This is a genomic window from Acinetobacter sp. WC-323, assembly GCF_000314615.1.
Taxonomy (GTDB): domain Bacteria; phylum Pseudomonadota; class Gammaproteobacteria; order Pseudomonadales; family Moraxellaceae; genus Acinetobacter; species Acinetobacter courvalinii.
This window is the reverse complement of record NZ_AMZS01000023.1, coordinates 1-13,113: the sequence shown is the minus strand read 5'-3', so window position 1 is coordinate 13,113 and position 13,113 is coordinate 1. Positions and strand designations below refer to the sequence as shown.

At 45.1% G+C, this 13,113-nt stretch carries 8 protein-coding genes and 2 rRNA genes; 3 read left to right on the top strand and 7 right to left on the bottom strand.

Going from position 1 to position 13,113, the window contains the following annotated elements:
- Positions 1 to 106 precede the first annotated feature (106 nt).
- Positions 107 to 1,936, bottom strand: a complete 1,830-nt coding sequence (ilvD, locus tag ACINWC323_RS15580; RefSeq protein WP_009508856.1) for a dihydroxy-acid dehydratase — start codon at positions 1,934 to 1,936, stop codon at positions 107 to 109.
- 211 nt (positions 1,937 to 2,147) lie between these two features.
- Here ilvD and fmt point away from each other — a divergent pair, with 211 nt between their 5' ends.
- Both fmt and rsmB read left to right on the top strand, forming a co-directional pair.
- Entirely contained in the window at positions 2,148 to 3,110 is a 963-nt protein-coding gene (gene fmt, locus ACINWC323_RS15585) for a methionyl-tRNA formyltransferase (RefSeq protein ID WP_009508832.1), read from the top strand.
- Positions 3,107 to 4,405: a 16S rRNA (cytosine(967)-C(5))-methyltransferase RsmB gene (rsmB, locus tag ACINWC323_RS15590; protein WP_009508850.1), complete on the top strand. Its 1,299-nt coding sequence runs from the start codon at positions 3,107 to 3,109 to the stop codon at positions 4,403 to 4,405. Before fmt ends, rsmB begins: the two co-directional genes overlap by 4 nt.
- Before the next feature lie 47 nt (positions 4,406 to 4,452).
- Here the strand turns inward: rsmB and ACINWC323_RS19615 are convergent, their stop codons facing one another.
- The 3 genes from ACINWC323_RS19615 to ACINWC323_RS15600 form a co-directional block, all read right to left on the bottom strand.
- Positions 4,453 to 4,596, bottom strand: a complete 144-nt coding sequence (locus ACINWC323_RS19615; RefSeq protein WP_005282163.1) for a methionine/alanine import family NSS transporter small subunit — start codon at positions 4,594 to 4,596, stop codon at positions 4,453 to 4,455.
- A 10-nt stretch (positions 4,597 to 4,606) separates the two neighbouring features.
- A complete protein-coding gene (locus ACINWC323_RS15595; RefSeq protein ID WP_005282160.1) occupies positions 4,607 to 6,085 on the bottom strand; it encodes a sodium-dependent transporter in 1,479 nt (492 codons plus the stop codon).
- Between the two features lie 371 nt (positions 6,086 to 6,456).
- Positions 6,457 to 7,899, bottom strand: a complete 1,443-nt coding sequence (locus tag ACINWC323_RS15600; protein ID WP_009508882.1) for an aldehyde dehydrogenase family protein — start codon at positions 7,897 to 7,899, stop codon at positions 6,457 to 6,459.
- Between the two features lie 132 nt (positions 7,900 to 8,031).
- On the opposite strand from ACINWC323_RS15600, the gene ACINWC323_RS15605 reads away from it, so the two are divergent.
- Positions 8,032 to 8,727, top strand: coding sequence for a TIGR04219 family outer membrane beta-barrel protein (locus ACINWC323_RS15605; RefSeq protein ID WP_005228142.1), 696 nt, complete (start codon positions 8,032 to 8,034; stop codon positions 8,725 to 8,727).
- A gap of 290 nt (positions 8,728 to 9,017) precedes the next feature.
- Here the strand turns inward: ACINWC323_RS15605 and ACINWC323_RS15610 are convergent, their stop codons facing one another.
- The 3 genes from ACINWC323_RS15610 to ACINWC323_RS15620 all read right to left on the bottom strand — a co-directional run.
- Complete coding sequence (locus ACINWC323_RS15610) at positions 9,018 to 9,329, bottom strand: ankyrin repeat domain-containing protein (protein ID WP_009508837.1); 312 nt, start codon at positions 9,327 to 9,329, stop codon at positions 9,018 to 9,020.
- A 752-nt stretch (positions 9,330 to 10,081) separates the two neighbouring features.
- Positions 10,082 to 10,196, bottom strand: a 5S ribosomal RNA gene (rrf, locus tag ACINWC323_RS15615).
- 159 nt (positions 10,197 to 10,355) lie between these two features.
- Positions 10,356 to 13,113: ribosomal RNA gene (locus ACINWC323_RS15620) — 23S ribosomal RNA — on the bottom strand; the annotation flags it as partial.

Sequence of the window (13,113 nt, the reverse complement as noted above, 5' to 3'; positions counted from 1 at the left end):
AAAGTTTACTCAAACCTGAGCCAGAACAGGTGAGCCAATAAGTATGTTCAGTATCTTATAAAATGAGACAAAAGTCCCCCTTAATTGAAAGAGGGACTCAAAGGGATTACAAAACTCGTACTGCGCCTTTAGCAGCACTGGTCGAATGCATTGCATAAATCTTCAATGACTTAGACACTTTACGTTTACGCTCTTCCGCAGGATGCCAGCCTTTGGCGTCCTGAACCGTACGGCGATGCGCCATGGTGGCATCATCGATATCCAGGTGAATGGTACGGTTTGGAATATCAATCTGAATGGTATCACCATCTTCAACCAGACCAATCGCACCGCCTTCAGCCGCTTCTGGAGACACGTGACCAATCGACAGACCTGAAGAACCACCCGAGAAACGTCCATCGGTAATCAAGGCACAATCTTTACCCAAACCTTTGGATTTCAGGTAACTGGTTGGGTACAACATTTCCTGCATACCCGGTCCGCCACGTGGGCCTTCATAACGAATCACCACGATATCGCCTGCCACGATTTTATGATCCAGAATGGCTTCTACTGCTGCATCCTGACTTTCAAACACGCGTGCTGTACCGGTGAATTTCAGGATGGATTCATCCACACCTGCAGTTTTGACGATACAGCCATCTAGAGCGATGTTGCCGTACAGCACCGCCAGACCGCCATCTTTAGAGAAAGCATGTTCAGCATTACGAATTACGCCTTTCTCACGGTCGCCATCTAAGGTTGAGTAGTAACGGTTTTGCGAGAACGCCACCTGCGTTGGAATACCACCCGGTGATGAACGATAGAATTCATAAACATCCGCATCTTCGATACGGATAATATCCCACTTGTCCAAAGCATCTTTTAACGTTGGTTCATGTACAGTTGGACATGACGTATTCAGCAAGTTGGCACGATCCAGCTCACCCAAGATCGCCATGATGCCACCCGCACGGTGTACATCTTCCATATGTACGTCTTGTTTTGCCGGTGCAACTTTGGACAATACCGGAACCTGACGAGACAAACGGTCGATATCATCCATGGTGAAATCAACTTCGGCTTCGTGCGCCGCCGCAAGCAAATGCAATACGGTATTGGTTGAACCGCCCATTGCAATATCCAGTGTCATGGCATTTTCAAACGCCGCTTTGGTTGCAATTGAACGTGGCAAAATGCTGTCATCATTCTGTTCGTAATAACGCTTCGCCAGTTCCACCACCAAACGACCGGCTTTTAAGAATAGCTTTTCACGATTGGCATGGGTTGCCACGATTGAACCGTTACCTGGTAAAGATAGACCCAATGCTTCGGTTAAGCAGTTCATCGAGTTCGCGGTGAACATGCCTGAACATGAACCACAGGTTGGACATGCTGAACGTTCAAAAGCCTGTACTTCTTCATCGGTATAGCTTTCATCGGCTGCAACCACCATGGCATCAACCAGATCAATGGCCTTTTCATCACCACGGAACTTCACTTTACCCGCTTCCATTGGTCCGCCAGACACGAACACTACCGGGATATTCAGGCGCATTGCCGCCATCAGCATTCCCGGGGTGATCTTGTCACAGTTTGAAATACAGACCATGGCATCGGCACAATGGGCATTGACCATGTATTCCACCGAGTCGGCGATCAAATCACGTGATGGCAGTGAATACAGCATCCCGTCATGGCCCATGGCAATGCCGTCATCAACGGCAATGGTATTAAATTCTTTTGCCACACCACCAGACGCTTCAATTTCTCTCGCAACAAGTTGACCTAAATCTTTGAGATGCACGTGACCGGGAACAAACTGGGTAAATGAGTTGACCACCGCAATAATAGGCTTGCCAAAATCTTCATCTTTCATACCGGTCGCACGCCATAAACCACGCGCGCCCGCCATATTTCTTCCATGTGTTGATGTTTTTGAACGATAATCAGGCATTTTGTATTCCCAACAAGTTTGTGCTCGAGACGAATAGGACATTCGCTCTGGCGAAATGATACTGAGCTTTCTGCATCATACTACAAGTTATCGTTTAACAGATGACCAATAGGCCTATCTTTTTTTGTACAAAAGCAATTCAAGCCATCTGATTAGGGACTCATCACTTTTTCGCTTATAATTTGCAGCAAGTTTTAGTTGGATTGTCTTTGTGAAAATCATTTTTGCTGGTACGCCTGAATTTGCGGCAACCGCATTGGCGGCATTATTAAAAACATCCCACCAGATCATTGCGGTTTATACCCAACCTGACCGTAAAGCCGGCCGTGGGCAAAAATTAACGCCATCCCCTGTGAAACAATTGGCACTTGAGCACGGTTTACCGGTGTATCAGCCTTTGAATTTTAAAGCATCGACAGAGGAAGGTCTGGCAGCTCGCCAACAACTGGCTGACTTGGGTGCCGATGTGATGGTGGTTGCAGCCTATGGCCTGATCTTGCCGCAAGCGGTGTTAGATACGCCGAAATATGGCTGTTTAAATATCCACGGTTCCTTACTGCCACGCTGGCGGGGGGCTGCACCGATCCAACGTGCCATTGCCACAGGTGATGCAGAAACAGGCATCACCATCATGCAAATGGCGGCAGGTCTGGATACCGGCGACATGATGTATAAAACTTACTGTCCAATCACCGCAGAAGATACCTCTGCCAGCTTGCACGATAAACTGGCCGATCAAGGTGCCGAAGCGATTTGTACCGTGCTTGAATCAGAACAAAGCTTGCAGGATTTCATTGAAAAGCGTGAAGTACAAGATGAAGCCCTGACCGTCTATGCCCATAAACTGGTGAAAGCAGAAGCCCGTATTGACTGGAGCCAGAATGCGGTACAAATCGACCGTAATATCCGTGCCTTCAATCCGTGGCCTGTGGCGTTTATTCAACTGGATGAAAGCAATGCCTTACGTGTGTGGGGTTCAATGCTTTCTCAGCATCAAAAAGCTGATGCACAAAGCGGCGAAATCCTGGCGATCGATAAACAAGGCGTACATGTGGCGTGTGGCGACAATACCGCGGTGTGCCTCACCAGTCTGCAATGGCCAGGTGCTAAAGCCCTAAATCCTGTACAAATTGCTCAAACCCAAAAATTACATATTGGACAAATTCTCCCATGAGCCAATCATCTACAAAAAATTTGAATCTGCGTGCACAAGTGGTCAAAACACTTTTGGCCGTTCAAAATGGGCAATCCTTGTCTTCTGTTCTGAATCAACATATCAATATCGTTGCTGAACGTGATCGTGGTTTATATCACGAACTGACTTTAGGCTGTTTACGCCAATGGTTTTCTTTAAAAGCCATTACTCTACCCTTGCTGACAAAACCATTAGACAATGAAGCGCTAGAAAGTTGTTTATATCTTGGTTTATATCAAATTTTATGTACGCGTATTCCGGTGCATGCGGCGATTTCAGAAACGGTAAATGCGGCCAAGCAACTGGGTTTTGAGCCAATGAGTGGTTTGGTCAATGCGATCCTGCGCCGTGTTTCACGTGAAACAGCTGAATTTGAAACCGCGTTGAATCATACGCATGGCTTACCAAGCTGGTTATTCAAGCGACTTAAAAAAGATTGGCCTGAGCAAGCAGAAACGTTATGCCAAGCCTTAAAACAAGTCGCACCACTGACCCTACGCGTTAATCAACGCCAAGTCAGTCGTAACGAATATCTAGATATTTTAGACGAAGAACAGATTGATGCTCGCCCTTGCCTACTTTCAGATGTCGGGATTGTTTTGGAGCAAACGGGCAATATTACCCATTTACCGGGTTTTGAAGAGGGTGGTTTTTCTGTTCAGGATGAACATGCCCAATTGTGCGCGACGCTGTTATCGGACTTAGATAACAAAGTTGTTGTCGATGCCTGTGCTGCACCCGGCGGTAAAACTGCACACATTCTTGAGCGCTTTAATCCTCAAAAATTGATTGCGCTGGATCATGATGCCAAACGTTTATTACGTGTATCTGAAAATCTGGAACGTCTTGACCTCGGCCAGAACAATGTTGAGATTGTGACCGCTGATGCGACCACGTGGCAGGCACCAGAACCCGTCGATTGTATCGTGCTGGATGCGCCTTGTTCTGCCACAGGTGTGATTCGCCGTCACCCCGATATCCGTCTACTCAGACAGTCAACCGATATCGCGCAAACGGTGGCCTTACAGCAACAGATTTTGCAGCAGATGTGGCAACAACTCAAAGTGGGCGGTACCTTGCTGTATATCACCTGTTCGATTCTCAAAGCTGAAAATGAGCAACAAATGGCGGCTTTCTTTGCTGAACATGCCGATGCTGAAGAAATCAAAATTGATGCAGATTGGGGCATGGAACAGACCCATGGTCGTCAGTTGCTCCCTTCGGCGCAATCCGGCGATGGTTTCTATTATTGCCGAATTAAAAAACGAGCTTAATCAAAATAAAAAAGCAGGCTTGAGGCCTGCTTTTTTTTAAATCTGTTTTAAAGCGTGTGCTGATCTTTGACTTCTTCCAGAACATCATCAAGTTCTTCTGGATGTTTCATCAGGTGGAGGATGGATAATGCTAATCCTCCCCAAACAAACAGCATCGCAATAACCATCATAATAATTGCCGAAGTATTCATCTGTATTCTCCTAGCGATCTTTTACTTTGCTGAGTATAAAAGCGACAACAGCACAGAAAATCACACTGCCCCAGCCAAATAAGCCTTGTAAGCTCATGCTATAACTATCGTAACCATTTTTCACCAGATTAAACACGGTCATGCTTAAGGTGGTTAACAAGATGAGAGAGGTAATTACCGTTAAAGTAAATGCCCAGCCTTTCCCCAGTTGAATGGTTGAAATGCGGTTGATATGATCACGCAGCTCCAGCAAGGCAGAACGCTTAAACCAAGTAATACAAAGTATCGAAACCAGTGCACCGCCGACAATACCAATGTTATTGATAAAGTGATCGACGATATCCACCAGTTTGATCGCATTCACGCTTGAGAACAAGATCACTGAAACCAGCGCACTACCGCCACCAATAATGGTCACAGCTTTGCTACGGCTCCATTTCAACTTGTCCTGCATTGCTGCAATCGGCACTTCCAGAATACTCACCATTGAAGAAATACCCGCAACGAAGAGTGATGAGAAGAACAGTAAGCCGAATAAGTCAGCACCTGCGCCCAAGCTTGAAATGATTTTCGGGAAAGCAATAAATGCCAGACCGATACCACCGCTTACGACATCTTGTACTTCTTTACCTGCCACATGGGCCATAAAGCCTAGTGCAGCAAAGATACCAATACCTGCCAGAATTTCAGTTGATGCATTGGCAAAGCCAACGATCAGGCCAGAACCGGTTAAGTTGGTTTTTGGTTTGAGATAAGAGGCATAGGTCACCATGATCCCGAAACCAACGGACAGCGAGAAGAAGGTATGACCATAAGCTGCTAACCAGACTTTATAATCCATCATCGCAGCCCAGTTCGGAGTAAAGAATGCATTTAAGCCTTCAGCCGCACCTGGTAAACGTAATGCCTGAATCACAAGCACTGTAAATAATACAAATAATAGCGGCATGAAAATCTTATTGGATAATTCAACGCCTTTTTTAACGCCACCATACAGAATGATTAAGGTCAGTGCCCAGATACCCACGATTGGCCAGAACAGATGGCTCACAAAATTGAGATCAAATCCTGACGCTTTTGAGGTCTGCAAATAGGTATTGAAGAAGAAACTTTCCGGGTCACTGCCCCATGCCTGACCAATCGAGAAGTACACATAACTCCCCGCCCAGGTCAACACGCTGGCATAATACAAACCGATAATGATACAGACACAGACTTGCCACCAGCCCAATGTCTCGCCCCCTTTGAATAAGGCACGATAGGCCTTGGGTGGAGAGTTACGCGCACGGTGACCTGTAGCATAGTCTAAAAATAAAAGAGGTAAGCCGGCGGTAATTAACGCCAGTAAATAAGGGATAAGGAACGCTCCGCCGCCATTTTCATAAGCAACATACGGGAACCGCCAGATATTACCTAAACCTACAGCTGAACCAACAGCTGCAATAATAAAACCAGATCGTGATGTCCAGTTTTCACGAGAATCTGCCATATAACACCTAAAATTGTCCTGCTGACCTTCCATGCTGCTTTCAGTTTTTTATTATCCAACAGACATGAAAATGCCATAAAAAATCTTGTTTTGTTTGGATGAACTTTCAACCTTGTGAGCTTCTTATTTTCAAGACCAAACAAACAAAAAACCAAACCATCTTCCTTAAAGATTGGGCATTGTTTTTCTGCTTTTAATAGCCGAACAATACCTGTTTTTATTTCTTTTTACTGTAAATTCTGCAAGAAAATATCAACTTTTCAGAACAACTGATTATTTTTCAACTGCCTGTAAATTTGACCTTGCAGTCAATCTATAAAAATCAAGTACATAAAACAGGCAAGCCAAATCCTCACCACACTTTTCCTCCTCTATTGTTTAATTGCTAAAAGTCTTTGTTCCTGCATATCGCGGATGGCAGAATGGATGCCTTCGCGGCCCAAACCTGAATCTTTGACTCCACCATAGGGCATATTGTCAACGCGGAATGTCGGGACATCATTAATGATGACGCCACCTACCTGTAAGTGATCCCACGCATACAGCATGTTATTTAGATTTTGCGTATAGACGCCTGCCTGCAAACCGAAACGGCTTTGATTAATGGTGGCAATACCCTGCTCAAATTGCTTAAATTTTTCTAAAATGGCCACGGGACCAAACGCTTCATCCTTATAAATTTCCAGTTTGGCATCGACATTTTCCAATAACACTGGTTCAAACAAGACACCTTGTAAACTGCCACCGAGCAGCACTTTTGCGCCTTTTTTCTCCGCCTTATCAATCCATTTTTTTAAGCGTAATGCTTCTGCTTCCTTAATCATTGGGCCAACCAATGTGGTACTTAAAGCAGGATCAGTGGCTTTAATCTTTTTCAGTTTGGCCACCATTTTCTTTTTCAGCTCGGCATAAAGATCGGCATGCACTAAAATCCGTTGCACACTGATACAGACCTGCCCTGCCTGCCCATAAGCAGCACTGATCAGACGATCAATCAAGGCATCATCAAGGGTTGTATCTGCATCAATCAGGACTGCGGCATTGCCACCAAGTTCCAGTGTGACTTTCTTGCGTCCTGCCCGCGCTTTCATCTCCCAACCGACCTGATCAGAACCGGTAAAGCTGAGGAGTTTAAAACGGTCATCGGTCACTAAAATATCTGCTGCCTCACGATTACAAGGCAAGATCGACCACGAACCTTTCGGTAAATCGGTTTCAGCCAATACGGCTGCAATCTTTAAAGCGCTGATTGGAGTAAAACTGGCCGGTTTCAATACAAAGGGACAACCCGCAGCAATCGCAGGTGCAATCTTATGCGCCACCAGATTGAGAGGGAAATTGAACGGACTAATTAATGAAACTGCACCAATCGGCACATGTTTGACCATGCCACGAAAATGCGCGGCAGCGGGTGTCACCGCCAAAGGAATTAACTGTCCATCATCAAGCTGTGTCACCGCATCTGCGGCCAGTTGAAAAGTATTAATTAAACGTTCTACTTCAGCACTTGCTGCACCCCGTGGCTTACCCCCTTCTGCAATCAGGATCTCAGTCAGCTCATCCCGCAGTTCATTAAAACGCTTTACACAATGCAGCAAGATTTTTTGTTTTTGAAATGGTTTTAAGGCGGCCATCTCAGCTTCTGCCTTCACCGAAGCCGCTATGGCTTTTTCAAGTACTTTGGCATCCGCCAATGCCACTCGTGCATAAACGGTATTGTTATACTTATCATAAACTTCTAGCCATTGTCCTGTTGTGACGGCTTTCCCAGCCACATAAAGCGGATAATCCACCACACTTTGTTTATCCGTCATTATTATTTATTCCTTTATAAAAATTTAAAATTAGACTACTGCATATTTATCCAGATCACTATATGATTCGCCCATTCATAGGTGAATTCACAACAATTCATTACTGTTTTCGATATGTATTAGGATAATGCAATGAAATTATTAAAAATATCAATGCTGGCTTTAGGAACGAGCATTTGTGGCCTGGCGCAAGCCGACGTTATTGGTGTTAAAGGCGACCTCAGCTACTGGAACTACAATGGCGAAGCCAATATGGCAGACCAAAGCAATGCACCAGATCAGGATCTTAAACGTAAAGGTTCCGCTCAAGTATCCCTTGCTGTTGAGCATCCAATTCCCCTGATTCCCAATGCAAAAATCCGTTATGTCAATTTAAATACCGAAACCGATCATAAAGTCGCAGGCCAACCAGTTTACGACCTCAACATCGATCATACCGATTTTATTTTATACTATGAAATTTTAGACACGATTGTAAATGCAGATGTCGGTTTAGGTGCAACCAACTTAAATGGCGATGTCAAAACCCTGAATATCAGCAAAACAGATATCGATAAAACTGTACCGGTGATCTATGGATCGGCGGGGGTAAAACTGCCGTTTACTGGCCTAAGTGCCAAAGCAGAACTCTTATATAGCAACTTTAATGATACTAAAATCACCGATGCTCAAGCAGAATTGCAATACAACTTTATCGACAATCTACTGGTCGATGTAGGCTTGAAAGCAGGCTACCGTATTCTGGATATCAAGTTAGATGACTATGAAAAGAATGATCTTAAATTTAACTTTAAAGGTCCTTATATTGGTCTAGATGTTCATTTCTAAGATTCGAATAACACAGAAACGGAATCTATAGATTCCGTTTTTTATCGCTCATCATTTCATTATTCCCGATTGATGTACGCCAAAACCTACAACAATCGTAGCCATTGGCGAATAGCCCGAACTCAACTTTTCGCCTATTATACAAATCATAGAGAGACAGGAAGTCTCATTGAGAATAATAAAACACACAGGACGTGGTCGTTAATAGGATATCAACGACATAAGCGAAATATGAAGAAGCCCCGTCAGGATGATGGGGCTTCTTTTTATCTATCATTTTGATCTGCGATTTAAAGACTTTTGAGATACGCGACTACATCGCGATGCTCTGCCATTTCAGCAAGCTGTAAGGCGGTATATTCTCCCTTATAAGCTGCATTCGCACCTTTAGTCACTAACAGCTTCACGACCGCTAGATGATCATTCTCGGAAGCAGCCTGTAACGCACTATAGCCTTCATCATCGGTCTGGTTTGGATCTGCACCCTCTGCCAATAGCTGCTCGACCTGTTCCACATCACCTAAAGATGCCCAATACACCAGCTCAGGAAGATACAGTTCATCATCATCTTCAGGGAGTGGAGAGAAAGAGTTGAGTTTCATATGTAGCGACTCATATTTTGGTGACAATCATAATTAAAACCTAAATTTAGTGACGTATCTATCTTGAATTCATTAAACTAAAGCACCTGTATCTTTTCTTATATAATTTAATGAAACGAGACAGGGCAATAGGATTACAATTCAATTGAGATAACGATTTTCAAATACTACTTCACACTAGCCTTGTGCAAAGTTAATTCTACATAAATAAGTCTTTAATTCTATTCTTGGCTGATCGAATGATTTGAGGATGATTTTTTTCAAGAAATGTATATATGGTAATAAATGGCAAAATTAGGCCTAGAATGTTAAATGTGGTGTGAAAAGTACAGATAAATTTTTGGATTATATTAGTTAGCCTACTAAAGAGTGTACCTATAGTTTGTCTTTCTGTTTCAGGTAAAGATTCATAGAAGAAATATGTAAATACCATAGCTATGATGAATGCTAGCAATATAGGCGGACTATAAAGCTCCATTAGAAATGGTCTCATATAATTGTCACTTCTAAGCTTAGCTATTGCTAAAACTAATATTATTGACCAAAAAATAGAATAGATAAAGGATGAGTCTACGCATTGATCCATTGTTTGAACTCCTTCGCCATTTGATTCATTTCATTGTTATTTTTATAAATAGAATAAGCTCTTTAGATCAATATTCTTAACATTTAATGCTTTTTTGCACTTAATATTCATTCCACGCAATAAAAAACACCCCCTAACGTTAGTTAGGGGGTGTTTCATATTTAAAAGCTGGCGATGACTTACTCTCACATGGCAAGTGCCACACTACCATCAGCGCTAAGAGGTTTCACTTCTGAGTTCGGGAAGGGATCAGGTGGTTCACTCTTGCTATTGTCGCCAGCAAACTGTTTTGGTTTTGGGTGGTCTTACATTTTTTGCCACTTAGTACCGAAAGAGTTATTAACGGATTAGTTTAATCGAGTCGTATTGTAACTAGTTTTGACACTAAATCAAGTTATGTATTGAATTTATCTTGAATACAACAACTGTTTGGGTGTTGTATAGTCAAGCCTCACGAGCAATTAGTATTGGTCAGCTTCACACGTCACCGTGCTTCCACACCCAACCTATCAACGTCCTAGTCTCGAACGGCTCTTTAGAGGAATAAATTCCTAGGGAAATCTTATCTTGAGGTAGGCTTCCCGCTTAGATGCTTTCAGCGGTTATCCCTTCCGAACATAGCTACCCGGCGATGCGACTGGCGTCACAACCGGTACACCAGAGGTTCGTCCACTCTGGTCCTCTCGTACTAGGAGCAGATCCTCTCAAATTTCCAGCGCCCACGGTAGATAGGGACCGAACTGTCTCACGACGTTCTAAACCCAGCTCGCGTACCTCTTTAAATGGCGAACAGCCATACCCTTGGGACCTGCTTCAGCCCCAGGATGAGATGAGCCGACATCGAGGTGCCAAACACCGCCGTCGATATGAACTCTTGGGCGGTATCAGCCTGTTATCCCCAGAGTACCTTTTATCCGTTGAGCGATGGCCCTTCCATACAGAACCACCGGATCACTAAGACCTACTTTCGTACCTGCTCGACTTGTGGGTCTCGCAGTTAAGCGCGCTTTTGCCTTTATACTCTACGCGTGATTTCCGACCACGCTGAGCGCACCTTCGTACTCCTCCGTTACTCTTTAGGAGGAGACCGCCCCAGTCAAACTACCCACCAGACATGGTCCTCGCCCCGGATTACGGGGCAGAGTTAGAACCTCAACATTACCAGGGTGGTATTTCAAGGACGGCTCCATTAGAACTAGCGTTCTAACTTCAAAGCCTCCCACCTATCCTACACAAGTAAGGTCAAAGTTCAATGTCAAGCTGCAGTAAAGGTTCACGGGGTCTTTCCGTCTAGCCGCGGGTACACTGCATCTTCACAGCGATTTCGATTTCACTGAGCCTCTGCTGGAGACAGCGCCGCCATCATTATGCCATTCGTGCAGGTCGGAACTTACCCGACAAGGAATTTCGCTACCTTAGGACCGTTATAGTTACGGCCGCCGTTTACTGGGGCTTCGATCAAGAGCTTCGCTTACGCTAACCCCATCAATTAACCTTCCAGCACCGGGCAGGCATCACACCCTATACGTCCACTTTCGTGTTTGCAGAGTGCTATGTTTTTAATAAACAGTTGCAGCGGCCTGGTTTCTGTGGCTGCCAAAGCTCAGGGAGCAAGTCCCATCACCGTCAGCAGCGTACCTTCTCCCGAAGTTACGGTACCATTTTGCCTAGTTCCTTCAGCAGAGTTCTCTCAAGCGCTTTGGTCTACTCGACCTGACCACCTGTGTCGGTTTCGGGTACGATTCCTGTGTAACTGAAGCTTAGAGACTTTTCCTGGAAGCATGGTATCAGCCACTTCACTGTACAAGTACAGCTTGCTATCAGCTCTCAGCATAGAGCACCCCGGATTTGCCTAAGATGCATGCCTACTGCCTTCCACCTGGACAACCAACGCCAGGCTGACTTAACCTTCTCCGTCCTCTCATCGCATTACACAGAAGTATTGGAATATTAACCAATTTCCCATCGACTACGCCTCTCGGCCTCGCCTTAGGGGTCGACTCACCCAGCCCCGATTAACGTTGGACTGGAACCCTTGGTCTTTCAGCGAACGGGTTTTTCACCCGTTTTGTCGTTACTCACGTCAGCATTCGCACTTCTGATACCTCCAGCATACTTCTCAATACACCTTCATCGGCTTACAGAACGCTCCCCTACCACGTATACAAGTATACATCCGCAGCTTCGGCACATAGTTTTAGCCCCGTTACATCTTCCGCGCAGGCCGACTCGACTAGTGAGCTATTACGCTTTCTTTAAAGGGTGGCTGCTTCTAAGCCAACCTCCTAGCTGTCTATGCCTTCCCACATCGTTTCCCACTTAACTATGATTTTGGGGCCTTAGCTGGCGGTCTGGATTGTTTTCCTCTTGACTACGGACGTTAGCACCCGCAGTCTGTCTCCCGGATAGTACTCATTGGTATTCGGAGTTTGCATCGGTTTGGTAAGTCGGGATGACCCCCTAGCCGAAACAGTGCTCTACCCCCAATGGTATTCGTCCGAGGCGCTACCTAAATAGCTTTCGGGGAGAACCAGCTATCACCAGGCTTGATTAGCCTTTCACCCCTATCCACAAGTCATCCCCTGGCTTTTCAACGACAGTGGGTTCGGTCCTCCAGTTAGTGTTACCCAACCTTCAACCTGCTCATGGATAGATCGCCTGGTTTCGGGTCTATACCCAGCAACTAAACGCCCTATTAAGACTCGATTTCTCTACGGCTCCCCTATGCGGTTAACCTTGCTACTGAATATAAGTCGCTGACCCATTATACAAAAGGTACGCAGTCACACCACGAAGGTGCTCCCACTGCTTGTATGCATGCGGTTTCAGGATCTATTTCACTCCCCTCACAGGGGTTCTTTTCGCCTTTCCCTCACGGTACTGGTTCACTATCGGTCAGTCAGGAGTATTTAGCCTTGGAGGATGGTCCCCCCATATTCAGACAAGGTTTCACGTGCCTCGCCCTACTCGTCATCATTATGTGTGCCCTTTCGTGTACGGGAATATCACCCTCTACGTTCGCACTTCCCAGAGCGTTCCACTAGAACACACATAACTTAATGGGCTGCTCCCCGTTCGCTCGCCGCTACTAAGGGAATCTCAATTGATTTCTTTTCCTAAGGGTACTGAGATGTTTCACTTCCCCTCGTTCGCTTCATAAGCCTATGTATTCAGCTTATGATACCCGCCTTATAGCGG

What these genes read in the sequence shown, in the direction of transcription:
- ilvD (WP_009508856.1), bottom strand. Translation starts at nt 1,936, where the DNA reads ATGCCTGATTATCGTTCAAAAACATCAACACATGGAAGAAATATGGCG.
- rsmB (WP_009508850.1), top strand. Translation starts at nt 3,107, where the DNA reads ATGAGCCAATCATCTACAAAAAATTTGAATCTGCGTGCACAAGTGGTC.
- ACINWC323_RS19615 (WP_005282163.1), bottom strand. Translation starts at nt 4,596, where the DNA reads ATGAATACTTCGGCAATTATTATGATGGTTATTGCGATGCTGTTTGTT.
- ACINWC323_RS15595 (WP_005282160.1), bottom strand. Translation starts at nt 6,085, where the DNA reads ATGGCAGATTCTCGTGAAAACTGGACATCACGATCTGGTTTTATTATT.
- ACINWC323_RS15600 (WP_009508882.1), bottom strand. Translation starts at nt 7,899, where the DNA reads ATGACGGATAAACAAAGTGTGGTGGATTATCCGCTTTATGTGGCTGGG.
- ACINWC323_RS15605 (WP_005228142.1), top strand. Translation starts at nt 8,032, where the DNA reads ATGAAATTATTAAAAATATCAATGCTGGCTTTAGGAACGAGCATTTGT.
- ACINWC323_RS15610 (WP_009508837.1), bottom strand. Translation starts at nt 9,329, where the DNA reads ATGAAACTCAACTCTTTCTCTCCACTCCCTGAAGATGATGATGAACTG.